At 69.6% G+C, this 22,354-nt stretch carries 35 protein-coding genes; 11 read left to right on the top strand and 24 right to left on the bottom strand.

Annotation, left to right across the window (positions count from 1 at the left end; genetic code table 11):
* Positions 1-21: 21 nt before the first annotated feature.
* The 8 genes from FHY02_RS02345 to FHY02_RS02380 all read right to left on the bottom strand — a co-directional run bounded on the left by FHY02_RS02345 (position 22) and on the right by FHY02_RS02380 (position 7,276).
* A complete protein-coding gene (locus FHY02_RS02345; protein WP_183920106.1) occupies positions 22-2,424 on the bottom strand; it encodes a TonB-dependent receptor in 2,403 nt (800 codons plus the stop codon).
* 111 nt (positions 2,425-2,535) lie between these two features.
* Entirely contained in the window at positions 2,536-2,907 is a 372-nt protein-coding gene (locus tag FHY02_RS02350) for a winged helix-turn-helix domain-containing protein (RefSeq protein WP_183920107.1), read from the bottom strand.
* A 1-nt stretch (position 2,908) separates the two neighbouring features.
* A complete protein-coding gene (locus tag FHY02_RS02355; protein WP_183920108.1) occupies positions 2,909-3,115 on the bottom strand; it encodes a molybdopterin-binding protein in 207 nt (68 codons plus the stop codon).
* 160 nt (positions 3,116-3,275) lie between these two features.
* Positions 3,276-3,506 (bottom strand): hypothetical protein, encoded by a 231-nt coding sequence (locus FHY02_RS02360; protein WP_183920109.1) that lies wholly within the window; start codon positions 3,504-3,506, stop codon positions 3,276-3,278.
* A complete protein-coding gene (locus FHY02_RS02365) occupies positions 3,503-3,967 on the bottom strand; it encodes a hypothetical protein (protein ID WP_183920111.1) in 465 nt (154 codons plus the stop codon). The genes FHY02_RS02360 and FHY02_RS02365 overlap by 4 nt, the downstream gene beginning before the upstream one ends.
* Before the next feature lie 9 nt (positions 3,968-3,976).
* Positions 3,977-5,845 (bottom strand): gp53-like domain-containing protein, encoded by a 1,869-nt coding sequence (locus FHY02_RS02370; protein ID WP_183920113.1) that lies wholly within the window; start codon positions 5,843-5,845, stop codon positions 3,977-3,979.
* Between the two features lies 1 nt (position 5,846).
* Entirely contained in the window at positions 5,847-6,383 is a 537-nt protein-coding gene (locus FHY02_RS02375) for a phage tail protein I (protein ID WP_183920115.1), read from the bottom strand.
* Positions 6,380-7,276 (bottom strand): baseplate J/gp47 family protein, encoded by an 897-nt coding sequence (locus FHY02_RS02380; RefSeq protein WP_183920117.1) that lies wholly within the window; start codon positions 7,274-7,276, stop codon positions 6,380-6,382. Before FHY02_RS02380 ends, FHY02_RS02375 begins: the two co-directional genes overlap by 4 nt.
* Positions 7,277-7,562: 286 nt before the next feature.
* On the opposite strand from FHY02_RS02380, the gene FHY02_RS02385 reads away from it, so the two are divergent.
* Positions 7,563-8,261 carry a hypothetical protein gene (locus tag FHY02_RS02385; protein WP_183920119.1) on the top strand — a complete coding sequence of 233 codons (699 nt, stop codon included), beginning with the start codon at positions 7,563-7,565 and terminating at the stop codon, positions 8,259-8,261.
* 8 nt (positions 8,262-8,269) lie between these two features.
* Here FHY02_RS02385 and FHY02_RS02390 read toward each other — a convergent pair whose 3' ends face one another.
* The 3 genes from FHY02_RS02390 to FHY02_RS02400 form a co-directional block, all read right to left on the bottom strand.
* Positions 8,270-8,902: an SOS response-associated peptidase gene (locus FHY02_RS02390; RefSeq protein ID WP_183920121.1), complete on the bottom strand. Its 633-nt coding sequence runs from the start codon at positions 8,900-8,902 to the stop codon at positions 8,270-8,272.
* 61 nt (positions 8,903-8,963) lie between these two features.
* Positions 8,964-9,830 carry a DNA/RNA non-specific endonuclease gene (locus FHY02_RS02395; protein ID WP_183920123.1) on the bottom strand — a complete coding sequence of 289 codons (867 nt, stop codon included), beginning with the start codon at positions 9,828-9,830 and terminating at the stop codon, positions 8,964-8,966.
* 130 nt (positions 9,831-9,960) lie between these two features.
* Positions 9,961-10,500, bottom strand: coding sequence for a hypothetical protein (locus FHY02_RS02400; protein WP_183920125.1), 540 nt, complete (start codon positions 10,498-10,500; stop codon positions 9,961-9,963).
* 52 nt (positions 10,501-10,552) lie between these two features.
* Between FHY02_RS02400 and FHY02_RS02405 the strand changes: the two genes are divergently transcribed.
* The 7 genes from FHY02_RS02405 to FHY02_RS02435 all read left to right on the top strand — a co-directional run bounded on the left by FHY02_RS02405 (position 10,553) and on the right by FHY02_RS02435 (position 13,084).
* Positions 10,553-10,780, top strand: a complete 228-nt coding sequence (locus FHY02_RS02405; protein WP_183920128.1) for a hypothetical protein — start codon at positions 10,553-10,555, stop codon at positions 10,778-10,780.
* Positions 10,777-11,016: a hypothetical protein gene (locus FHY02_RS02410; protein WP_183920130.1), complete on the top strand. Its 240-nt coding sequence runs from the start codon at positions 10,777-10,779 to the stop codon at positions 11,014-11,016. Before FHY02_RS02405 ends, FHY02_RS02410 begins: the two co-directional genes overlap by 4 nt.
* 174 nt (positions 11,017-11,190) lie before the next feature.
* Positions 11,191-11,661 (top strand): hypothetical protein, encoded by a 471-nt coding sequence (locus tag FHY02_RS02415; RefSeq protein WP_183920132.1) that lies wholly within the window; start codon positions 11,191-11,193, stop codon positions 11,659-11,661.
* A 37-nt stretch (positions 11,662-11,698) separates the two neighbouring features.
* Positions 11,699-12,250: a hypothetical protein gene (locus tag FHY02_RS02420; protein ID WP_183920134.1), complete on the top strand. Its 552-nt coding sequence runs from the start codon at positions 11,699-11,701 to the stop codon at positions 12,248-12,250.
* A 74-nt stretch (positions 12,251-12,324) separates the two neighbouring features.
* Positions 12,325-12,513, top strand: a complete 189-nt coding sequence (locus tag FHY02_RS02425; protein WP_183920136.1) for a type II toxin-antitoxin system HicA family toxin — start codon at positions 12,325-12,327, stop codon at positions 12,511-12,513.
* A gap of 26 nt (positions 12,514-12,539) precedes the next feature.
* On the top strand, positions 12,540-12,938 hold the full coding sequence (locus tag FHY02_RS02430; RefSeq protein ID WP_183920138.1) for a type II toxin-antitoxin system HicB family antitoxin: 399 nt from the start codon (positions 12,540-12,542) through the stop codon (positions 12,936-12,938).
* Positions 12,935-13,084: a hypothetical protein gene (locus tag FHY02_RS02435; RefSeq protein WP_183920140.1), complete on the top strand. Its 150-nt coding sequence runs from the start codon at positions 12,935-12,937 to the stop codon at positions 13,082-13,084. The genes FHY02_RS02430 and FHY02_RS02435 overlap by 4 nt, the downstream gene beginning before the upstream one ends.
* On the opposite strand, the gene FHY02_RS02440 is transcribed toward FHY02_RS02435, so the two are convergent.
* Together FHY02_RS02440 and FHY02_RS02445 are read right to left on the bottom strand one after the other, a co-directional pair.
* Positions 13,066-13,371 carry a HigA family addiction module antitoxin gene (locus FHY02_RS02440; protein WP_260172575.1) on the bottom strand — a complete coding sequence of 102 codons (306 nt, stop codon included), beginning with the start codon at positions 13,369-13,371 and terminating at the stop codon, positions 13,066-13,068. The genes FHY02_RS02435 and FHY02_RS02440 overlap by 19 nt on opposite strands.
* Positions 13,371-13,658, bottom strand: a complete 288-nt coding sequence (locus FHY02_RS02445) for a type II toxin-antitoxin system RelE/ParE family toxin (protein WP_183920142.1) — start codon at positions 13,656-13,658, stop codon at positions 13,371-13,373. The genes FHY02_RS02440 and FHY02_RS02445 overlap by 1 nt, the downstream gene beginning before the upstream one ends.
* A gap of 541 nt (positions 13,659-14,199) precedes the next feature.
* On the opposite strand from FHY02_RS02445, the gene FHY02_RS02450 reads away from it, so the two are divergent.
* The 3 genes from FHY02_RS02450 to FHY02_RS02460 all read left to right on the top strand — a co-directional run bounded on the left by FHY02_RS02450 (position 14,200) and on the right by FHY02_RS02460 (position 15,922).
* Complete coding sequence (locus tag FHY02_RS02450; RefSeq protein ID WP_183920144.1) at positions 14,200-14,517, top strand: hypothetical protein; 318 nt, start codon at positions 14,200-14,202, stop codon at positions 14,515-14,517.
* 196 nt (positions 14,518-14,713) lie between these two features.
* Complete coding sequence (locus tag FHY02_RS02455; RefSeq protein WP_260172576.1) at positions 14,714-15,334, top strand: PEPxxWA-CTERM sorting domain-containing protein; 621 nt, start codon at positions 14,714-14,716, stop codon at positions 15,332-15,334.
* A gap of 180 nt (positions 15,335-15,514) precedes the next feature.
* Complete coding sequence (locus FHY02_RS02460; protein WP_183920146.1) at positions 15,515-15,922, top strand: response regulator; 408 nt, start codon at positions 15,515-15,517, stop codon at positions 15,920-15,922.
* Between the two features lie 9 nt (positions 15,923-15,931).
* Here the strand turns inward: FHY02_RS02460 and FHY02_RS02465 are convergent, their stop codons facing one another.
* From FHY02_RS02465 to FHY02_RS02515, 11 genes are all read right to left on the bottom strand, one after another.
* Positions 15,932-16,597: a phage virion morphogenesis protein gene (locus FHY02_RS02465; RefSeq protein WP_183920147.1), complete on the bottom strand. Its 666-nt coding sequence runs from the start codon at positions 16,595-16,597 to the stop codon at positions 15,932-15,934.
* A complete protein-coding gene (locus tag FHY02_RS02470) occupies positions 16,594-17,091 on the bottom strand; it encodes a phage tail protein (protein WP_221198461.1) in 498 nt (165 codons plus the stop codon). The genes FHY02_RS02465 and FHY02_RS02470 overlap by 4 nt, the downstream gene beginning before the upstream one ends.
* 1 nt (position 17,092) lies before the next feature.
* Complete coding sequence (locus tag FHY02_RS02475) at positions 17,093-17,317, bottom strand: hypothetical protein (protein ID WP_183920149.1); 225 nt, start codon at positions 17,315-17,317, stop codon at positions 17,093-17,095.
* 10 nt (positions 17,318-17,327) lie between these two features.
* On the bottom strand, positions 17,328-17,783 hold the full coding sequence (locus FHY02_RS02480) for a hypothetical protein (protein WP_183920151.1): 456 nt from the start codon (positions 17,781-17,783) through the stop codon (positions 17,328-17,330).
* On the bottom strand, positions 17,780-18,274 hold the full coding sequence (locus FHY02_RS02485) for a glycoside hydrolase family protein (protein WP_183920153.1): 495 nt from the start codon (positions 18,272-18,274) through the stop codon (positions 17,780-17,782). The genes FHY02_RS02480 and FHY02_RS02485 overlap by 4 nt, the downstream gene beginning before the upstream one ends.
* Positions 18,271-18,609, bottom strand: a complete 339-nt coding sequence (locus tag FHY02_RS02490) for a hypothetical protein (protein ID WP_183920155.1) — start codon at positions 18,607-18,609, stop codon at positions 18,271-18,273. Before FHY02_RS02490 ends, FHY02_RS02485 begins: the two co-directional genes overlap by 4 nt.
* 4 nt (positions 18,610-18,613) lie before the next feature.
* On the bottom strand, positions 18,614-18,832 hold the full coding sequence (locus FHY02_RS02495; RefSeq protein ID WP_183920157.1) for a tail protein X: 219 nt from the start codon (positions 18,830-18,832) through the stop codon (positions 18,614-18,616).
* Positions 18,829-19,431, bottom strand: coding sequence for a head completion/stabilization protein (locus tag FHY02_RS02500; RefSeq protein ID WP_183920159.1), 603 nt, complete (start codon positions 19,429-19,431; stop codon positions 18,829-18,831). The genes FHY02_RS02495 and FHY02_RS02500 overlap by 4 nt, the downstream gene beginning before the upstream one ends.
* Positions 19,432-19,550: 119 nt before the next feature.
* Entirely contained in the window at positions 19,551-20,291 is a 741-nt protein-coding gene (gpM, locus tag FHY02_RS02505; RefSeq protein WP_183920161.1) for a phage terminase small subunit, read from the bottom strand.
* Positions 20,288-21,379, bottom strand: a complete 1,092-nt coding sequence (locus FHY02_RS02510; protein ID WP_183920163.1) for a phage major capsid protein, P2 family — start codon at positions 21,377-21,379, stop codon at positions 20,288-20,290. Before FHY02_RS02510 ends, gpM begins: the two co-directional genes overlap by 4 nt.
* A gap of 26 nt (positions 21,380-21,405) precedes the next feature.
* On the bottom strand, positions 21,406-22,236 hold the full coding sequence (locus FHY02_RS02515; protein WP_183920165.1) for a GPO family capsid scaffolding protein: 831 nt from the start codon (positions 22,234-22,236) through the stop codon (positions 21,406-21,408).
* Positions 22,237-22,354: the final 118 nt, after the last annotated feature.

A 22,354-nucleotide genomic window follows, 5' to 3' on the forward strand; every position in this document is an offset into this window, starting at 1 on the left:
TGGTGAGGCACCCGGTTCGAACTAGATGCGAAAGCGGACTGTTCCCCCGATCGTCCGAGGATCGCTCGGGCTGCCGAGGATCAGACCGGAGTTGCCTGCCTGAATCGTCAGGTTCTGGATGTAGTCGGCGTTGAGCAGGTTGCGCGCCCAGACGATCAGCTCCAGCCCGCTGGCGAAGCGATAGCCGATGTTGGCGTTGGTGAGATTGTAGCCACGGATGTAGGTGAAGCGCGACAGGCTCGGGTCGCCGTTATAGCCGCTGCGCGACGCCGTATCGACGTGGAGCGTCAGCGCGCCGTCGGCGAGTGGGCGGACATAGTCGAGCCCGGCGCTGATCGCAAAGCGCGGCAACGAGGCGAGGCGGCGCCCCGTCAGGCTGCACTGAGTCGTCGCCGCGGTCTGCACCTCTAGCGGGCACGGCCCGGCAGGATAGTCGCTGTACTCGCCCTCGGAGTAGGCGGCGCTGGTGCGCGCGCTCAGGCCGGGCAGGATCAGCGCGGTGACGTCGGCCTCAACGCCCTTCACCGTCACCTCGGGGATGTTCGAGAGATAGCCGCGCAGCTGTACCGTCTGCGTCAGCGAGTTCTCGACCACGGTCGCCTGGAAGTCGTGCACCTTGGTGTAGAAGGCGTCGAGGTTGAGGATCAGCCGGCGGTCGAACAGCGTATTTTTGACTCCTACCTCGTAGGTCTCGTTGCGCTCGGGCCGCACCACCGCGGTGGCGAGCACCGGCTGGTTGGCGTTGTCGAGCGGCAGGCCGGACATGTTGATCCCGCCCGACTTGAAGCCGCGCGCGTAGCTCGCATAGGCCATGGTCTGCCCAGTCACCTGCCAGGCGAGATTACCGCGGCCCGACAGGCTGCCATCGCTGTCATGCGCCTCGTAGCTCTGCGGCCGCAATACGCCGAGTCTCGCGTTGATCAGCGCGGTGCTGGTGGTCGCGGGGCCGCCGGCGACGGTGGTCGTGTAATAGCCGTCCTTGTCCTCCTGCGTGTAGCGCAGCCCGAGCGTCGCGGTGACCGCGGGGACGATCCGGTAATTGATCTCGCCGAACGCGGCATAGCTGAGGCTGCGAAAGTCGGTGCGACCGTCTTGGCCGTAGCCGTCGAGCAGGTTGGACGGCACCGGCGTGTTGTTGGCGCCGGTGGTCGTGCCGATCAGGTAGCGCGCCGCGGCTGGGCCGTAGATGCTGATGGGGCGTCCGGTGAGCCGCTGGCGAAAGCCGTAGAGGCCGACGACATAGGACAGCGGGCCGTCGCCGTTCGAGGCGAGCCGCAGCTCCTGGCTGTACTGGTCCTGGCGCGAGGGGATGTGCTGCGACAGCTGCACCGGAAGGCCGGTATAATCGCGGTCGTTCTCCGCGTCCCAGTTCCAGAAGCGCCACGCGGTGACGGAGGTCAGCGTGGCGAAGCCGAGGTTCCAGTCCGTGATCGCGCTGACGCCGCCCTCGTTGGTGTCGACGCCGAGCGGCCCGTCGATGTCGGTCTCGCGGTCATAGGGGTTCGTGCTCGCGGGCGCGTAGCCGAACTGGGCGGCGAGGCCGCCCGGGCCGCCGAACTGGCGGCCGGCCGCGCGCAGGCTGGTGCCGGTGCGGAGATACACCTGTCCGCAGCAATAGGCCTGGAAGTTGGTGAAGTCGGCGATCAGGCGCATCTGGATGGTGTCGTCGGGCTTGAACAGCAGCTGCCCCCGCACCGCCTGCGTCCCGAGCGTGTTGGTGTCACGCCCGGTGCGAACGTTGTCGATCACGCCATCGCGCCGGGTCGACACGCCCGAGATCCGGTAGGCGATACTGTCGGTGATCGGTCCTGAGACCCAGCCTTTGGCCTGAACGAAGTTGTACTCGCCGTAGGAGAGCTCGGCGAAGCCTTCCTGCGTGAAGCTCGGCGCGCGCGTGGTGATGTTGAGTGCGCCGGCGGTGGTGTTCTTGCCGAACAGCGTCCCCTGCGGGCCGCGTAGCTCCTCGACCTGCTCGATGTCGGCGAAGTCGAAGGCCGCGGTGGCGGGGCGCGCGTGATAGACCTGGTCGACGTAGAAGCCGACGCCGGGCTCTAACCCGTCATTGGCCTGGCTCACCGCGACGACGCTGGAGCCGAGCCCGCGGATCGTGAAGGCGGTGTTGCGCGGGTTGGCCGACGAGTAGTTGAGGCTGGGGATCAGCGTCGTCAGTCCCTGCGTGTTCACCGTGTAGCTTCGGTCAACGAGATCGCCACCGACGACGGACAGAGACGCAGGCACGCGCTGAGCATTCTCTACCCGACGCCGCGCGGTCACAGTGACGTCGGGCAGGCCGTCGGCGTCGCCTTCAGCCGACGTGCCGTCGCGAGCCGTATCAGCCGTGGCGGGTACGTTCTGCGCGAGAGCGGATGCGCTCAGCGCAGGCATGGCTACCGCACACAGGAACACTGCGAGACGCGTCGACATCGTGGAACACCCCTGTTCGCGGTCGTGGCCGCGCCATTGTGTTCGGCCGTATATCGAGGCAGTATTCTGCCGTATATAGTCAAGGTGCCCGGGTGACTTATCGTTCTGGCGTCACTCCTGCGGGCGGGGCTGGCCGCGCAGGTGAGAGCGCAACCGATCATAGGCCGCGTGATCGGCGATGCGCCCTGCCTCTCGCTCCATCTCGCGATATGCCTCAAGGACAGCTTGGCCAGTAGGTGTGATCCGGGCGCCTCGCTCGCGTCCGCCGCCCTTCAGCGTCTCGACGAGGATCGGCTCGAAGCAGCGATTCACCTCGTCGACGAGCATCCAGGCGCGGCGATAGCTCATGCCAAGCGCCTGTGCCGCGGCCGTGATCGACCCATGCGCACCAATAGCCTCGAGGAGATCGGCCTTGCCGGGTCCTAAAGCGAGCGCATCGCCGCAGGCGATCTGCAGCTTCAGCCATAGCGGGCCGATCTTCATCTCACTTGCCGATCATGACGTCGCTCGCCTTGACGATGACGGTAACGGTGTCCCCCTCAGCAAGGCCAAGCTCCTTAATGGCTTCTTCGGTGATACTGGCCGTCACGACGTTGCCACCACCGATGTCGACCTTGATCGAGCCGTTGACGGCACCAGGCGTGATCGAGGTGATCTTACCGGAGATCTGATTACGGGCGCTCAGCTTCATCTTAGCTCCTCATGTCTACGCCGGCTATGGCTGGCCGCATCATCCTGCCTGAGCCGCAGGACGTCCGCTACGCTTGTCGTAAGGGCGCAGAGGGTACCCGAAAGCCGTCCGGCCGCAATCCTGCCATAAGCCGACATCAAGTTACACGGGCCATCGGTAGTCACTCGCGCACAGTGATAGGTGACGCAGCCGCGCCGATCACGCCCGCCTCGATCTTGTACTCGACCCCGCGCCCGACCTCGTCGACCCGCGCCGCCGTCGCGGTGGCGTCGTAGCCGCCCTTGGCATCGAGGCAGGTGTTGACGGCGCGCTCGTGGCGGACGCCGTCGTGTTCGAAGGTGACCGCGACGGTGCGGGTGGCGGCGTCGAACGCGCCGATGCTGATCTTCATGATGTCTGCTCCGTCCAGTGGCTGTCGTCGGTGAGGTCGACGCGCGCGAGCTGGCGCGGCGTCATCGTCTGGAGCTCGGCCTCTAGCCGGTTCGAGGCCGCACGCACCGCGTCGATCGCGGCGAAGCGCCGCTCGATCGCCGCGCGTGCGTCCCCCGTGGCGGCGGCGAGCGCGCGCCAGTCGTTGAGCTGGTGCCACAAGGGCGCGATCGCGGCGATGCGGCGCGCCGCCTCGCGCTTCGTGCCCGCGACCAGGCGCGCGCGAAGCTGATCGGCGGTTTCCACCGGCGCGCGGTTGGTCGGGGAGCCGTCATCGCCAGCGGTGATGACCTCGCCGCGCGACTGCCCGGCGAGCAGCTGCTGGTGCTGCTCGGCGGTGATCGCGCGCGCGTCGTCCGGTAGCTCGGCTTGCACCGCCGAGTCGAAGAAGGCGTTTCGCCGGGCACTGTAATGAAGCGTCATGGCGACCACCTAGTGACCGAGCGCGACGACGTACGCGTTGCCGACGGAAGCGTTGCTGTCCGTTCCGACGAGCTGCCGTGCGAACCTGATGCGGTCGGTGGCGACGGTCAGGACCGAGTAGATCATCAGCATGTCCTTCTCGACCTCCTTCGCCTTCGTGGTGACGAGGGCGATGAGGCAGGCGGAGGGGAAAGCGATGGGAAACAGCATCTCCCGGCCGATCATGCCCGCGTCGCCATCTTCTCCTCCGGTCATCCATTGCAGGATCAGGCCGTTGGGTAGGACGGTGTAGCCGTTCTCGGTCAGGCTGCCGCGGAAGGCACCGGCGATGTCGGCCGCGCCGTGGGTGTGTCCGGCAGGCGGGAAGACCTTCGGCCGGTTGAGCAGGTTGTTCCAGTCGCGCAGCTGGTCGGCGTGGAGCCCGTCGACCAGGTCGGCGTCGAGCCCCGAGCCGGCGCCGTCGTTGTTGACGCGCCAGACGGTGTCGCCGCCGCGCTCGAACACGAAGGCGCCGTGATCGGTGGCGTCGACGGTGGCGAGCAGGCCGTGATCGGACCAGCCGATCTTGACCGTGTTGGCGGTCTGACCGACGCCGGTGCCCTGCTGCACCGGGGTAAAGCCGAGTCGGCCGGCGACGTCGAGAAAGTAGCTGCTGTCCAGGCCGTCGAGCAGATCGGCGTCGAGCCCCGATCCGGCGCCGTCGTTGTTGACGCGCCACACCGCGTCCCCGCCGCGCTCGAACACGAAGGCGCCGAGGTGGCCGTTGTCGACGGTGGCGAGCAGGCCGCTGCCCGACCAGCCGATCTTCACCGTGTTGCTCGACTGGTAATAGCCGGTGCCCTGCTGCACGGGCGTGAAGCCGAGGCGGCCCACGACGTCGGTGAAATAGCTGCTGTCGAGGCCGTCGAGCAGGTCGGCGTCGAGGCCGGAGCCGGCACCGTCGTTGTCGACGCGCCAGACGGTGTCGCCGCCGCGCTCGAACACGAACGCGCCCTGGTCGCTGGTGTCGACGGTCCCGAGCAGGCGCGACCCCGACCAGCCGATCTTGACCGTGTTAGGATACTGGCCGGCGCCGGTCCCCTGCTGCACCGGGGTGAAGCCGAGGCGGTTCGCGACGTCGAGGAAGTAGCTGCTGTCGAAGCCGTCGAGCAGATCGGCGTCGAGGCCCGAGCCAGCGCCGTCGTTGTTGACGCGCCACACCATGTCCCCGCCGCGCTCGAAGACGAAGGCGCCCTGATCGGTCGTGTCGACGGTCCCGAGCAGGCGCGACCCCGACCAGCCGATCTTGACCGTGTTAGGATACTGGCCGGCGCCGGTCCCCTGCTGCACCGGCGTGTAGCCGAGCCAGGCCAGTACCGCGCCTTTCGCCGTAGCCGGGGTGAGCGCGCTCCGTGTGTCGTCGCCCGCGCTCGCCTGTTCCTGCGTGGCGAGCGTGACGACGCCGGCGCGCCGCGTCGTCGCGGCCGGGTTGCTGAAGCGCGCGTCGCCGAAGGTGATCGCGGTCGCGGGCAGGTCGACCAGCTCGACGTCGAGTGCGAGCAGCAGCAGCGCCTGCGACGACTTCTCCACGATCACGCCGGGCTGCCCGTAGAGCGCGAAGAGCGTGCCGTCGGACAGGTACAGCGCGAAGGAGCGCACCGTGTAGCTGTCCTCGCTGTCGTCGGTGACGGTGAGGTGGAGCGTGTCCGGCGCGGTGGCCTCGCCGGAGAGCGTGCCGACGCGCTTCACCTCGTCAGGCAGCGTGACGGTCGTGGGCGAGGCGACGAGCGCGCTGGCGGAGAAGCCGACGGTCTCGACGCGAACGGCTCGGAAGCCGCCGTTCGCCTGGTCGAGCACCGCGGCGCGGCCCGCGTCGGTGATGACGAGCTGCACGCCCATGTCAGGCCACCATCGCGAGGCGCGCGTGCGCCGCCGGGCGCGCCGCGGCGACCGCGGCGAAGCGCTCCGCCGCGCGCACCTTCTGCGTCAGGCTGAACGAGCAGCGCACCGGCTTGGTGCGCGCCACCTCGGCGCCGATCGCCTCGACGTACGCGGCGTTGACGTCGCCCGGAACGACGCCGTCGACGTCGATCACCAGCGCGAACGTGTACGGGCGCCGCGGTGGGCTGAACTCCCACCACTCGCGCAGCGTGAAGCCACCGCCGAAGCTGGCGACCAGGTCGCGGATGCTGGCGACCGTGCCCTTGCGGCGCTGGATCGGGATCGCGGCGCGGACGCGCGCGCGGCGCACCGTCTCGGGCCAGTCCTCCGACCAGCCGTCGATCGCGACCGCCCAGGCGAGATAGGGCAACAGCTCGGCGGGGCAGGTGTCGGGATCGACGAGCGGGCGCAGCGGCGAGGGCACGTCGCCGAGCCGCGCGGTCGCTACCTCGAGCGCGCGCTCGAGCGACGTGGCGTTGGGCGGGAGCAGCGTCATTCGTCGACCCCGCCGACGGTGACGTTGATGCCGCTGCACCAGGTCGCAGCGGTGCGGTCGACCACCACGTCGGCGGCTGGCTGGTGGAGCGCAACGTTCTGCACGCCCTCGACGTGGAGCGCGGCGAACAGCGACGAGCGCGTGATGTCGAGCCCGAGCCGGTGGCAGCGCGCGGCGTGCGCGGCGACGTTGGCACGCGCCTGGGCGAGCGCGGTCGCCGCGTCGGGGCCGGCGTAGGTGGTGAGCACCGCTTCCACGACGTAGGGCACGATGGTGGCGCCGCGGACGCGCACGTGGTCGGTGAGCGGGCGGCGCGTCTCGGCGGAGAGATAGGCGTCGACGGTGGCGACGAGCGCGTCCGGCGCGGTGCCGTCGCCGGTGCGCGAGAGGACGGAGACGAGCACGTCGCCGGGCGCGGGGCTGATCGCGCTGGCGTCGAGCACGTCGCGGTCGGCCGAGAGCGCGTGGAAGACGTAGGCGCCCGCCGGCCCGGCGACCGAGAAGCCCTCGGGCGCGAGCACCAGGCGGCGGCGAAAGTCGTCGTCGTCCTCGTAGGTGGGCGGGATGCCGCGGCTGGCGTCGCCGGCGGAGAGCAGGTGGCGCGTGATCCCCATCAGTGCGGCGAGCTGGTCGAGGTCGCTGCCGCGCGCGAAGGCCGGCATCACCGCGCGCGCGGCGTCGTTGACGCGCGCGCGCAGCAGCAGCTCGCGATAGGCGCAGACCTGGAGCAGCTTGACCGCGGGGTCGCTCTCCACCGTGGCGTCGAAGTCGGGGACGAGCCGGCGCAGGTCGGCGAGCATCGCGGCGTAGATCGCCTCATAGTCGAGCGGCTCGACCACCTGCGGCGCGGGCAGGCGCGAGAGGTCGACGGCGGTCGCGGCGGTCTCGGTCATCGCGCGCGAGCGAAGCGCACGGCGGGGGCGGGAGGCTAGGGGTCGTGCCTGTGGGAGCGGGGTGCGACAGGAGACGCTCGATTTCGTGCTTCTCGCGGGGTGAACAAACAGCGCACTGAAACAACTAGCGGACCTCGTTGGCTCACCCTAACTTGCCTCGACATCAGGTTTGAGGTCCAAAATGCGCGGTTTTCGGAGCCGGCGACGTGCGAATCAATCGGCCACACCGCCAAATAATCGAGACTGGTACGATTATGCGACGCTGTTCCTCGAGGCAGTTGGCTTCGTGGCGGTCATCGCAACAATAATTATCACTATACTTGCTAATAAGAGTAACGACAAAGATACAGCTGATGCGATTGCTGCGATGCGCAACATTGCAGTGGCAATGGATAAAGATCGGCCGATCTTGGCTAGCCAAGCAGACGCAGCGCAGGCTGCTGCGCGCTTTGCGAACGAGGCCGTTGATGCATCTAAACGCCAAGCCGACGCAGCCTCTTCAACGGCTTCCGCGAATATCAGAGGCGTAAACCAGAGCGCGAAATTTTTCGCAGCTCAGCAGAGGCCAGTCCTTATATTTGATGAAAATTCGACTCACTATGGTCCGCCCGCTGAAATGCCCGATGGAACGTGGATGTGGAATTACACCTACAAGAATATAGGGTTAAGTCCAGCGTATGATGTAATCACCTTTCCCATGGTAAGTATCTACGGTCTTCCGTTTCAGGGTAGGAAAACGTTCGGTCCACGGGAAATGGCGTCAAATGAGTCAAAGTGGGGGACAGCCCAATTTTTGGGAGCCCGCGATAATCCCAAGCGGAATGAGAGTTTATATGCTCGTTTGTTTGTAAGGATACAATACAAGGACACGTTAGGTAACGTATACTGGTCGGGGCCATGTATTCAGCTGTCTTCAAACGGAAGTGTGATAAATTGCAGCCCCGACTATGACCCAAAGTCTGGAAAACGCGTTACTTTACGGTAGCTAACTCGCTATTCCTCGCGATCCACAGCCATCAGCTGCGACGGATAGGGCTGCGCCAGCGCGACCGCGTCGTCGAACGGACAGCTGAGCCAGCGCTCCTCGTCCTCCTCGTGGAGCAGCACCGGCATCGCCTTGGGATGGATCGGTGCCACCAGCGGGTTGGGCGCGCAGGTCAGGAAGGCGAACACCGCGCCCTGCTCGGTGGGGCGCCACACGCCGGCGAAGCTGACGATCGCGCGGCTCGGCACGTCGAACCAGTGGAGCGGCAGCTTGCCATCCTCGCCGCGATCCTGGCCGTACTCGCTGAAGGCAGTGAACGGGACCAGGCAGCGCCGCCGCGGGTTGGCCAGCGCCGAGCGCCAGAAGGGCGAGGTGTAGTTGCGGACGTTGGTGATCTTCTTGGTCAACAGCACCGGCTTGCCGGTCGCCTTGTCGATGCGCTTGCCCGGCACTTGGTGCGGGAAGCCCCAGGCCATGGCGTCAAGGGCACGGCCGGCGTCGGTCTCGCGCACGACATAGGCGAGGCGATCGGGGAAGAGCTCGGGCGGGGGCACCTCGAGGTCGGGCGGGAAGGGCACGGCGACGCCGTAGCGGGTCGCCAGCGCGATCTGCGCCTCGGTCATGCGGTAGCGGTTGCACATCGCGAGGTAAGCTGCCCGATCTCCGCACTATCAGCAACATAACGTGTCGCCCGGGCGCCGCTCAGGTGTCGTGTCTGCTCCGGTGACGGGCGTGGCGGTGCGGCGTCCGCGGGGCGGGCAGCTCGATCACGGCACGCTTCTCCTTTGCAGGCTCGCCGGGGAACGGATCGATGCCGACCCGCTCGGCCAGCTCCTCGACGCTCAGCGTCTCGTAGCGATAGCCCGGCGCGTTGGGCGCGAGATAGGCCGCGGCGCCGACGCCGGGCACCAGCACCGCCTTGTAGATCGCGCTCGGCACCGCGACGCGGTCGTGCAGCCGCGGCGGCGCGGCGCGGTCGAACACCGGGCCGCTGACGACGTAGACCGCGCCGTAGCGCCGCGCGAGGCCGCGCACCGCGCCCTCGATCCCGGCCCAGAGATGCTCGTTCAGGTCGCGGTCCTGCGGCACGATGTTGGCCAGCGTGAAGCTTTCCTCGCGCGCCTCGGGGGTCGGCATGTCGCCCGACGGGCTCATGTGGCCGCGGTCGAAGCCGGAGCCGCGATAGTCGTCGAGCCGCGCGCGATCGGCGCGGCGGACGTAAGGGTCGGGGTGGAAGTCGTCGTGGCGGCCGAAGGTGCGCGCCTCGTCGACCGACGCGGCGGTGAGATGCTCGGCGCTCCACAGCGGCGTGCGCGTCGCGCCGGAATAGCCGATCGAGAAGGCGTGGTAGCAGATCGTCGTCGCGCGCCGCTCGAGCGAGCGGTCGCGATAGGCCGGGGGTATCGCCGCGGCGAAGTGAGCGGCGCAGGTCGCCTCGTCGGGCGGCGCGGGGCGCTCGAGCGCGTCGACCAGATCGCCGATCGCGTCCGGGAACAGCGTCGCGACGAGCGGCGCCGCGAGCAGGGCGAGCGCGGCGAGCGCGGCGCCGGCGGTGCGCGCGCGGGTCACGACCGCGCTCCGGCGATCGGTCTCGCCTCAGCGTGTCGGTCGGCTGGAGAAGGGCGTGGCACGGCGGCCGACTAGCATCGCGCCGTCGCGGCGGGGGCGTGTGGCTGACCCGAAATGCCGGCTCATCCGGTCAGCGGAACTCCGCCCATACGGCGTGGCCGTCGTCGACCAGCCTGGTCACGATCCAGCGGTGCACCACCAGCGCGTGGCTGAAGGCGGCGCCGCGGCTCTTGGCGGCGCTGTCCCAGAACTCCACCAGCAGCGTGCGATCGGGCAGGTAGAGCCGCAGCACGCGCAGCGCGAGCCGCAGCGCAGGCGTGGTGACGTCCTCCTCGCGCGAGCGCCGCGCCGCGTCCTCGAGCACCCGCAGCGCCAGGTTCATCAGCGTCGTGCGCGCGCGCTGGGCGCGCATCTCCGGAGCGGTGCCGCCGAAGGGGACGCCGTCGACCTTCGTGTCCTTGGACTCGCAGGCGTGGCAGGGCAGGTCGCGCAGTACCACCTGCCAGTCCATCGACAGGCGACGGAAGTGACGGTCGACGATCAATTCCTCCCGGTCGTGCTGCTTCACCGCGCCACACCCGCGGCAGGTGACGCGCACCGAGCCCTCGACTCGGCGGAGATCGTGGAGTGTCTTGGGTGGGCCGACCATCCGCCCAGAATGCCGGAACATAGCACGAACAAAAAGACTGGATCGGCTTGGAAGATTGAGCCATCTGAAAGCGATGAGCGCCCGCGAGACCCTCATCCGAGTCGCTGCCGAGCGCGGCGAGAGCCTCACCCAGCTGTCGGTGAAGGTCGGCCGCAGCCGCGGCTATCTGTCGCGCTTCGTCACGCGGGGGTCGCCGCGGCGGTTGCCCGAGGTCGAGCGGCGCCACCTCGCGATCGTGCTCGAGCTCGACGAGCGGCTGCTCGGCGCGCGCGATCCCTGGGCGCCGGGCGAACCGGCGTGATCCACGATCGTCCGAGCGCCGGCGTCGGGCACAACTCGGCCGGCTGCGTGCTGTGCACGTCGATCGATCACGCGGGGCTGGTCGAGCGGCTCGCCGAGGAGCTGTGGGAGAGCCGCCAGGACGACACGCAATGGGCGCGGCGCTGGGCCGATGCGGGCGACCTGTGGCACATCCGCTTCCGCGAGCTGGCGCGGACCGCGATCGATATGCTCAGTGGCGCGGCGGAGGGCGGATAAGGCACCCGTGACGCGCGGCGCGGATCACCTCGGTACCGTCGGTATTCGCACGACGCTGGACGATCTCTCATTGCATCGGGCCGGGATCGCCGGCAGCGCGGCTGCCGCATACTTGCCACCGCGTGGGCACGGTTTCGGCTGGCGCCCAAGGCTCGTGGAGCATAGCGTCAGCATGTGATCGAACTGCGCGCCGCCCTCGGAACGTCGACCGTCCACGTGCTGCTCTGCGCGGCGCTGGCGAGCGTCTTCTCGCCGATCCCGATGACGTACGTGGATCCGGACTTCACGCACGTCGAGGAAGCGCTCGTGCCGGCGCCAGCGGTCTATGCGATCGACGCGCCGCTTAGTCCGATCGTTGTGAGTGACGTCGAGACTCTAGCCTTCCCGTTGAACGGCTGCCGCAATCGAGCGCGGCTTGACCGTTTCCCCCGTCTTCTCGAGCCGGCTAAGGCCGCGATCGGCGGCAGCGAGCTGACCTGCCTGCACGTCGCCCCGGACGGTCGCGTGGATCGAATGCGGACCGAGGGTGCGTCCGCCGGCGAGCGCCGTCTCATCGAGCGTTATGCCGCGGACCTGCGGTTCGAGCCCGCTCGGCGTGACGGACAGCCGGTCGGCGCCTGGGTGACGCTCACGCCCTTCCGCTGAGCACGCGACGATGACTGCTCGATGCGATCGTCTGACGATGAGACCCTCGTTCATTATCATCGCGGCCCTGCCGTGGCTGGCGGTCGGAGTCGCACGCGCGGATGACGGGCCGATCGAGGTCCCGCCTCATCTCGCGGCCTCGCTACGCCTGACGACCGACGAAGGCGTCTTCAGCGCGATCATCTCGGAGGGCGGGGAAGCCGGCTACGAAGTCAAGATCACCTGCGTTTCCGGCTGTCCGGCCGCGATCGGCCTGCGGGAGTCGGTGGACGACACACCCTTGGGACTCTTCACGCGCGACCAGGACGACCTGTTGTTCTCGACGTGGAGCGCCGGGTCGGCGTACCGTGTCCGCGTCTGGACGCTCAGACAATCAGGCATCGTTGAGATCGCGGAGCTTTCAAGCCGGGGAAGGCCGGCATTCGAGAGCGATCGGTTCGGTCGCGCTATCATCCGTACGTTCGAGAGTGAGAGTGGGATCGCGTCCCTCCGCCCAGTGCTGTGGACGTACAGCAACGGTGCTTTCACTCGCAGCAACGAAGCCGGACGATCAGCGCGGCGGCCCGAGCACCGCCGGTCGGACAGATAAAGCTTACCTCCCGGCCCGGTCGTTGCCCCATCTCGTCTAAGTGTGTAATAGCTACACAACGCGAGGGCGGGCCGATGCGGAGCGCGGAGGTGATCCGGCGGATCGAGGCGGACGGCTGGTACGTCGTCCGCCAGACCGGCAGCCACCGGCACTTCCGCCATCCGGTCAAGCCCGGCACCGCGACCGTGCCGCATCCGAAGCGCGAGCTGCCGATCGGCACGCTCAAGAGCATCGCGCGGCAGACCGGGGTCGATCTCGCGTGACGCGGCGGAACGGAGGAGTGAGCGCGATGGCGACGGTCTATTATCCGGCGATCCTCGAACGCGGGGCGCAAGGCTATGGCGCCTTCTTCCCCGACCTGCCGGGCTGTGTGTCGGCCGGTGCGACCGCGCAGGAGGCGGCGCTCGGCGCTGAGGAAGCGCTCGGCGGCCATCTTGCGGTGATGGTCGCGCACGGCGACGTGCTGCCCGAGCCGAGCGAGCTGGACGCGCTCGCGCGCGACCCGGAGGTCGATGAGGTCGCCCGGCTGCTGGTGCGCGGCGAGCGCCCGGGGCGCGCGGTACGCGTCCAGGTGTCGATCGAGGAGGGGTTGCTGGCGCGGATCGACCGCGTCGCGACTAACCGATCGCGCTTCCTCGCCGACGCGGCGCGCGCGGCGCTGGCCGGCGCGCAGGAGGTCGGCGGGTGACGAAGAGCGCGTTCGACAAGATCGCCGCCGGGCTGCAGGACGCGATCGCCTTCGTCGAGGGAGACGAGACCCGCGGACGCGTCCGGCGCGACCGGGCGGATCCACGTCGCCGCGGCGCGGGCGCCCGTCAACCCACCGGCACGTAGCGCGGCTCGACCTCGATCGCGTCGGCGCGCGCGCGGACCTGGCGCAGGTCCCAGGCCAGCTGCATCCGCAACAGCGTCTCGGCGTCGACGCCGAATACTTTCTCGAACCGGATCGCCATCTCGGGCGACACGTCGGCGCGGCCGTTGAGCAGGGTGCTCAGCGCCTGCCGCGTGACGTGGAGCAGCCGCGCCGCGTCGGTCACACTGAGCCCGTGTGCCGACACGATCTCGCTCGCCAGCCAGATGCCGGGGTGAACGTAGAAGCTGTCGTGCAGCTGAATCGCCATCAGTGATAATCCTCCAGGTCGAGGTCGATGATCGCGCCCTCCGCGTCGATCGCGAAGGTCATGCGCCAGTTACGCGTGACCGTCAGCGACCAAGTGCCCGCGCGGTCGCCCGTGAGCTGGTGCGCGTCGTAGTTGGGCGGTGCGAGCAGTGCGGCGGGAGAGTTGGCCTGATCGAGGAAGAGCAGCATCAGACGCAGCCGCTGGACGAGGTCGCCCGGCAGTCCGCGCGGGTTGCCGGTTTCGGCGAAGCGGCGGAGCGCCTTGTGACGGATGCTCTCGATCAGCATGGCCGCCAATTTGCGCGCTCGGCCTGCGAATGACAAGCGTCGCGTGACGCATTACGGCGATAGGATTATTGCATGCGTAATGGGTCGCTGGCTCATCCAGCGACCTCCGCTAAGCGTTTGCCCAAGTGACTCAAAATGACCGAGCAGCGTGGCCGCGCATCGTCTTAGCACCTCATAGATTTAGGTAAATGGAGCCGGCTAAGCGACTCAGAAGACTCGCTAACTCCTCTTTCGTCGGAGCGGCTCCGCTGTGATGATCAGCCCGTCGAGCCGGGACTGATTCGGGTGCACCGGGCGGGCGGTGAAAAGAAGCATAGCCGTTCGTCTATCTGCCGCCGCCGCGACAGCGGAGAACCGCAAGCGGCCCTCCCCGGAGCTTTGGTCGTTGCGACGCGACCGAGATCCCCGCGTTGGCCAGCGCGGGCTGGCGCCGGCGGCAGGCATGCCGCCGGCGTCCCTTTCCCCTTCTGACCCGCGCTGGCGCCGAGCGCTTGCGCGGCGTGCCGGCCGCAGCGACAACCGCTCCGTCGGACGAAGGATCATGGCGAGCGAGGCGACCACGACGGCAGACCCGATGGCGTTGCTCGAGCACGCCGCGGTGCCGCTCGACGCCCGCGGCGAGTGGATCGCGGCGGTGCGGGTGCGCGGTGTCGCCGCCGCGATCCGCGACGAGTTCGACCCGCACGAGGAGGTGGCGCGCTGGGTGACACCGCTGATGCTGATGCGCTTCGCGCTGGCGTGCCTCGAGCAGTTCGGCTCACGCGCGGCGGCGCCGGCGCGTAGCCTGCAAGCCGCGATCGATCACGTCCGCCGGGTGGCGCGCGTGACCGACGAGGACGAGGACATGTACATCGACTGAGAAGGGTGGGATTGGAGCGGCTGACGCAGCCCGCGCGGACGCCCGCAGACGCCTAGGGGCGCCTCATTTCAGCGACGATGTCGCAGCCGCGTCGTGTCGCTCAGCTTAGGCTAACCCTGAAGGGTAAGTACCGGCTCTCGGCCCAGATTTAGCTTAACGGATGGTTAACGAGCCTCTACCTCCCTGTGTCGTGCCAATGCACGACGAAAAGGGGATGGAGATGAGAAAGCTCGTTGCGGCTGCGTTCGCGGGCGCCCTGTCGCTGGTGGCAACCGCGAGCAGCGCTGAAGTTTTCAACTATACCATCAATATGAGCGGTTTGGCTCAGCTCGATTCGGGTCAGCCCTTGTTCGAGACGCCGATCTCGATCTACCTGACAGGCGAATCATCGGATCTGAAGCCGAGTCCTTATGTGCTCCCGATCCGGACCGCCGCGATAGGACTTTCTACGGGACTTTACCAAGTCACGAACAAAGTGGAATTCCGGACCGGCACAAACGGCTTCTATCTCGCGTTCGACCAGACCTTTGACAATGGCGTCAACGCAACTAGCCCGGCGCTCGTGGGATACAATTATATCTCGCCACTCTCTGAGACCCCGCTGAACCTTCTCTGGTCTGGTGTTGCGGGGTTCCAAGAGAATGGCAAAGTGTTGCAATTTATCGTGCCGGGGAATCGCGGTCTCACATTCTCGGTTGAGCGCGCCGTTCCTGAACCCGCCACTTGGATGATGATGATCCTTGGCTTCGGTGTCATCGGCTACGCGATGCGCCGGCGATCGGGACGAACCTTCGAGCTGGTCGGGGATGCGTATTGACCAGCGACACGACCACGACGGCGGACCGGGTGGTGCTTCTCAAGCGCGCTTCACATCGTCGCCCCCTTTCCGATAGGTGGGACGCAGGGACAGGAGTTAGCGCTTGCTTTGTAGCAAAGCGGGACGTGCGCAGGGCCGAAGTAGCCGGAACGATCCTCACCTTGATCAGCTTTAGCGGCCATGACGCCGTCCACCGAGCCTTACGCCCTCGTCGTCGACGACGATGCTTTCATTCTCATGCAGGCGCGTGACATCCTGGAGAACGCCGGTTTCCGCTGCCATGACGCCTTAGAGGGCGAGGAGGCCGTGCGGCTGCTGGAGCAAAGGTTTCAGGACGTCACGCTGCTGTTCTCCGATGTAGACCTGGGCTCCGGGATGACAGGGTTTGAGTTGGCGCGGCATGTTGACTACCACTGGCCTCATATAGAGATCGTGATCGCCAGCGGGCATGTCCTGCCGGAGAAGGACGATATGCCTGAGAAGGCATCCTTCATCCCGAAGCCGTTCAGCGAGCGGATCGTCCTCGAGCACCTCGCTGACAAGTTGCCCGACGGTAAGAAGCCTGAGCCGTTGAAGCGATACGTCTAGAGGGTCGAGCTACAGCCCCCCTGCCAGTGCGCGCATCAGCCTGTCCGCCAGCGCCGCCCGGTCCGCCTCGCTGTGCCCCAGCAGCACGCGCCGCGCGTAGCGCACCGGCTTGGCGCCCGGTGTCGGCCGGTCGCTGAGTCCCTCGTGGTGGACGCGCGCGATCGTCGCGGCGGCGCCGTCCCAGCCGGCCCAGGCCTCGTCGCCCTCGACGCCGGCGCGCAGGTAGCGTGCGGTGCGCAGCTTGCGGAACATCGCGCGCGCGCGGATCTTCCCGCGCTGTGGCAGCCGCGGGCCGGGGGCGCGCTGGTCGGGGGCGACGGGGAGGAAGCGCACCACCTTGTCCCAGCGGTAGCTGCGCAGCGCGCCGGTCGCGACGTCGAGCCCGGTGAAGACGTCGCCCTGGTGGACCCAGCTTCGCAGCAGCACCGCGCGCGGGTTCGGGTCGCCGCGCGGGTAGAGGAAGCGGATGCTGTACGCGCCGGGCGGGTCGGGGCGGCGTGGACGGCGCGGCGCGAACGGCTCGCCGTCGGGCTGGCGCTGCGCCGCGATCCGTGTCGCCTGCGCGGTGCGCAGGTCGCGCGCGAGGGTCGCTAGCAGCTTCCGCTTTTCCGCACCCGACGCGCGCGCGAGGCACAGCCGCGCGAGCCGCTCGATCTGGTCGAGCCCGTCGCTCACGGCGCCGCCTTGGCGGCGACCAGCTCGTCGCCGAGCACCAGCGACCACAGCCGTGCGCCGCAGGTGTCGGGGAAATGGTCGTCGCGGTCGCGGTCGTCCGCGAGGTGGCGGGCGGCGTAGCCGCCGCCTTCGTCGCACGTGACCACCACCGCCTCGCTCAGCTCGAGCGTCAGCGACAGGTCGCACGAGTCGGCGTCGAGCAGCTCGGCCTCGAACGCGATCGGCGCGTCGTTCGGCCCCTCGAGCAGCTCGAGCTGGTAGCGCGCCACCCAGCCGAGCAAAGGCACGATCAGGGCGTCCCAGTCGCCGGCGTAATCCTGCACCACCAGGTGGAGCGTGAAGCGATATTCGAACGACAGCGACCCCGTCGCGCTCGCGCGCGCCGCGATGCGGCCGCGGTCGACGAAGATCGCGAGCCGCTCGGGCGCCGCGGCGAGGCTCGGCACCGCGCGCAGCAGCAGCGCGCGCAGCGAGGCGATCTTCGCCAGCGCCACGTTATCGGCCCGCGCCGGCGCAGCGGCCCGGCGCGTCCCACTCCACCAGCCGGTCGAGCCGCGCGGCGTTGGCCGCGAAGGCGCGCGCCAGCCGGATCACGCCCGCGCGCAGCCGCGCCGGCAGCTGCGCGGTCAGCGCCGGGTCGGTCGGCAGGCCGGCGGGGCGCTCGGCGCAGGCGAGCAGCTCGGCCGGCGGACGGTCGCGCACCGGCACCGCGACGGGCATCTGCGCCGGCTCACTCGGGCGGGGCGCGCAGCCCGGCGACAGCGTTGACAGCAGCAGTCCAGCGGCGATCGACCAGGTCCTGGTGGTCGGCTCGGGCATCGGCGATCTCCATCTCTTGGGCAGCGGCCTGCGCCGCAGCGGTGACCTCGCGCGCCGCGGCCTCGTCGGCGCGGGCGCGCGCGTCGTGCTGGGCGAGCGCGTCGGCGAGCGTGCGCGCGGTGAGCTGGTCGGTGCGCGCGCGGAAGTCGGCGAGCGCGGCGACGTGGCGCACGCAGCCGTCGCCGGCGTCGCTGCCGGCGCGCGCGCAGATCTCGGCGAGGCGGTGCCGGAGGCGGTCGCGCTCGGCGCGCGCCTCGCGGCAGCCGACGTAGAGCCAGGCGCCGACGCCCGCGACCGCGAGCAGCACGACGAAGGCGGCCTCGGCGCGCAGCCGCGCCATCAGCCAGCGGGTGAGAAGTCGGATCACGACGGCTCCTTTCCGGTTCGCATCATCGCCGCCAGCCGCTCGGCGCGCGCGCCGACCTGGCGCGCCCACAGCGAGGCGAGCATGTCGTCGGCCGCGGCCTCGAAGGCGCCGTGCTCGGCGTGCGCGAGCGTGGCGTGGAAGACGGCGAGCTTGGCCGCGCCGAGGTTGAACGCCATCTCGAGCAGCACGCGCTGGCGCACCGGCGCGAGGCCGCGCCACCACGGCAGCCGCGCGTCGAGCGCGAGCTCGGCCGCCGCGATGTCGTTGGCGAGCAGCGCGCGGGACTGCGCCCGCGTGATGCCGTAGGCGCAGCAGCGCGCCACGCTCAGCCCGAGGTCGCGGCGCTCGTCGGCGCGGATCCCGGTCGCGTCGAGGTTGCGCCCGACGCCGATCGTGCGATGCCCGGCGGGGCAGAGATAGACGCGCAGCCGCTCGCCCTCGTCGCGGATCAGCTCGGCCTCGAGCCGCGCGCGGTCGTAGCCGGCGGTCACGGGCGGTCCCCGCGCGGCAGCACGCGGTCGAGCAGCGCGCCGGGTAGCGCGACGACGCGTTCGAGCAGCGCCTGGGTGACGCGCGGCGTCGCCTTGTAGGCGATCATGCCGGTGACGAACTGGACCGCCTGGAGCACGAAGGCGCTCCAGTCGGTCAGCCCGTGCACGACCCCGCCGACGAAGTAGGAGACGCACACGCCGACCGAGAGCTGGGCGAAGCGCTGCGACCAGGTCAGGCCCGGCTCGTAGGCGAGGCTCACCGCGGCGCCGAGCGCGCTCGGCACCAGGCCGGCGGCGAAGGTGGTGGCGGCGACGGCCGCGTCGCGCAGGGTCATTCGGTCAGCTCCAGAGTTGGACGAGGTCGCGCACCGGCGTCGCCGGCGCCGCCGCGGCTGGCACGACCACGACGGTGCCGAGCGGCAGCACCGCGCCGAGGTCGGCGATGCCAGGGTTGAGCGCGAACAGCCGGGGCAGGTCGGCCGGACCGAGCCCGCGCTCGCGCCACGCCAGCTCGTCGAGCGTGTCGCCCTCGCGCGCGGTGAGGGTCTCGCGCGTCACAGCAGCGCCACGTCGGTGCGCGGGCGGCCGAGCAGCGCGCGGATCGCGTGGATCGCGTCGCGGCGGTGCTCGCCGACCGCGGGCTCGACGTCCTCGATGCGGCGGTCGCCGCGGCCGGTGAGGTCGGTGTCGCGGTAGCGCTCGACCAGCAGTGCCTTGGCCCAGCCGGCGACCGCTTGGCGGTAGAGCATGACGAGACGGCTCTCGCCCAGGATCGTCGCGGCGGGGACGTCGGCGAGCGTGGCATAGCCGGCTTCGAGCTGCTCGAGCTGCCAGGCGGCGAGCTGGTCGACGACCCACACCAGCGCCGACACGACCGCGTCGCGGCAGCGCTCGGGCGTCACCGTGTCGCGGATCCGGGCCTCGGTGCGCAGGCGGGTGAGGTCGATCTCGGGGTACCAGCCGTCCGAGGCGAGCGGCTCGGGATAGGGCGGCGGCAGCGGCGCGGGGGTGTCGCACGCGCCGTCGGCGAAGGCGGGGATAAGCAGCGGCGGGCCGGCGACGATGCCGCCCGCGGCGCGCAGATCGCCGTCGAGCGGGGTGTCGCCCGGCGGCGCGACGTCGCTCCCGTCGCGGAGGTCGGCACTGGCGAGCGGCATCGCAGCTTCCTCGGTGGCGGCCGCCGGCTACGGGGGTGGGGACCTGGTCGAGCGCGGCCCTGCGACCCGAAGGTCTCCCGCGTCGCGCGATCCGCCCCCGAGCGCCGGGGGGCGAGAGGTCAGGCCGGCGCGGCGGCGCCGGCGGTGTCGGTGTTGGTGTCGGTGGGGGACGGCAGCGCGGCGAGCGCCTTCTCGAGCGCGCGCCGCTGCGTTTTCACGCCGGCGCGCTCGTCTAGCCGCTGCACCGCGTCGAGCGCGGCGATGGCGCGCTCGGTCAGCGCGCGCGCGGCAGGCGCCGCGGCGGTGTCGGCGGCGCGCGCCAGCTCGGCGGCGATCGCCTTCTGGAGCTTGGCGCGGGGCTCGTCGTGCATGTCCACGCCGTCGACCAGCGACTCGACCTGCTCGAGCACCGCGAGCGGGAAGGGCTCGCCGCGCGCCTGGTCTCGAAGCGCCGCTTCGGCGATCTCCTCCAGCACCAGCGTCGCGGCGTCGCGCTGGTAGCGCGCGGGCAGCGGCAGGTCGTGGCGCAGCACGTGCTCGGCGAGCGCCAGTGCGCGATCCCAGTCGCCCGTGTCGATCGACCAGACCATCACCGTCGGCAGCACCTCGTCGGCCGCGTCGGGCGTGGCGGCGGCGAGCGCGCCGTCGACCCAGGCGTGATAGGCCGGGAGGATCTCGCGCTTGGCCGCGACCTTGGCGGCGACCGATTTGATGTCCTTGAGCCGCCGCAGGTCGTGCTGGAGCCGCAGCTGGATCTGTCGCGCCGCGGGCGAGGGTTCGCTCGCGGCTGGCACGGGCGTGCCGGCGCGCCCGCCCGCGAGCGCGGCGATATACTCGCGATGGCGGCGCGCCAGGCTCACTTCTTCGCCGTGACGATGTTCTCGACCAGTGCGCAGCGGCCATAGTCCTCGATGACATAAGCCTCGTTGACCGACTGATAGTCGGCGACCTGGTCGTATTCGGGCTCCTCGCGCAGCGCTCGGCGCTGCGTGCCCTCCTGGACGTAGATCGAGAGGTTATCGAGGCTGGTCACCATCAGCGCGTTGGCCGGGAAGAAGGGGACCAGGATCGCGGTCTTGCCGCCGACCTGCTTGGGCAACGTCAGGATGCGGTCGCGCGCCTCCATCTCGGTCGCCTTATCGCCGGCGGTGTTGATCACGTTGAGGAAACGGTCATGGACCAGCTCGCGGCCGAGGATCACGACCAGGTCGGTGTCGTCGCGGTGCCACTCGTCGAGCAGCTCGGTCGCGTCGTACACGAGCGCGTCGAGGTTGACGTAGTCGACATCGACGCCGGGCGTGCCTGCGGCGACGTGGATCTTGCCGGGCGCGGTGACCACGCCCGTGCCGTCACGCGCTTCCTTGTCGAGGTGTCCGCCGGCGAGGTGGCGTGCCGGCGCATAGGTGCGCAGCTTGTGCAGCCAGCCGTAGTTCACGTCCTGGAGCAAAGGGTGCGCGGCGAGGTCGGTGGTGTCCGCGCGGGCGACGCCGTTCCAACCGATCATGATCCGGTCGCGCCCGCGCTGCTTGGCGATCGTCGAGGCGTAGAGCGTCTGGAACTCGGGGCGGTGCGCCCACATGTCGAGCTTGGCGTAGCTGATCGCGGTGTCGGAGTTGGTCTGCTCGCAGCGGTAGCGACCGCGATCCGAGGTCTCGGTCGGGTCGATCGGTCGGCGGCGCACGCCGGTGGCGCTGTCGGTGCGCGTGCGGCTGGCGAGCGGGCGCGTCACGCCGACGCCGACCTTGGCGCCCTCCTGCTCCTTCACCGTCACCACGTTGACGCGACCGAGGAACTCGCTCGACTGCTGGATCACCTCCTCGAGCTTCTGCTGCACGACGGGGGCGACCGCGAACTCGTGCTGCGCGGCGACGACGCTGGCGTCGATGCCGTTGAGTTGCGCGATGCGCGCGAGCATCGTGTTGAAGACGGCGCGGGTCTCGTTGCGCATCGTGGGTCCCTGTCTCGTCCGGGGGATCAGAAATCGGTGAGGTGCGTCGCGCCCGCGCCGGTCGCGGGAGCGCGGCGGAAGGCGTCGGCGGGCTCGGCGGCCAGTTTCGCGGCGAGCGCGTCGAGGTCGCGGCGCACCTCGGCCTGGGCGTCGGCGATCGGCTGCACCGCGGCGGAGACGCTGGTCGCGAGCGAGGCGCCGAGCGCGGCGGCGAAGGCGGCATTGTTGTCGTTGGCGGGCGTGGGTGGCGTCGGCGGCGTCTCGGCCTCGGGCTCGCCGGTCGGCTCCGGCGAGCGCGCGAACAGGGCGGCGACCGCGGCGAAGCCCGAGCGGATCGCCTCGGCGATGCCCGCCGTGTCAGCCGCGGCCAGCTCGAGCGCGACCGCGTCGTCGCCCTGCGCGAACACGGTGCCGGGCGCGTGGCGCGAGAAGGAGAGGCGCTGCGTCGCGATCGAGGCCGGGCTGTCGGTGAAGGCGAGGCCTACCAGGCCGAACTTGCCCGTGCCGGCGTAGCTGTCGGTCAGCTCGACCGAAGGAAAGGGTTTCTGGTCGCCGCGCGCGAGCCGCACCAGCTGCGGGTTGGCGTCGACCTGGGCGTAGAGCGCGCGGCGCGTCTCGGTCGTGCCGCCGACCGAGATGGCGTCGTCCTGCGCGCGCACCGCGATCACGTCGCCGTAGCCGTTGAACGGTGGCTCGGGGCTGAAGCCCTTGACGTGCTCGACGTTGATCCGGGGGCTGTACGTGTTGGGATCGAAGGTTTCGACCACCTGGTCGATCATCTCGGGCGTGATCTTGCGCCCGTCGCTGATCGTGTTGCCCGCGACGAAGCAGCGGAAGAACTGGCTCTTCTGGCCCATGACGGCGCGGATCCTCAGGCGTAATCGGTGTCGCGGTCGACTGAGCGCGAGCGTGGCCGCGAATGCCAGCGCGGGTGCCTGTGGCGGGCGGGTGCGACAGGCACGGGCGGTCGGGCAG

It is taken from the genome of Sphingomonas sp. BK069, assembly GCF_014193405.1.
Classification (GTDB): domain Bacteria; phylum Pseudomonadota; class Alphaproteobacteria; order Sphingomonadales; family Sphingomonadaceae; genus Sphingomonas.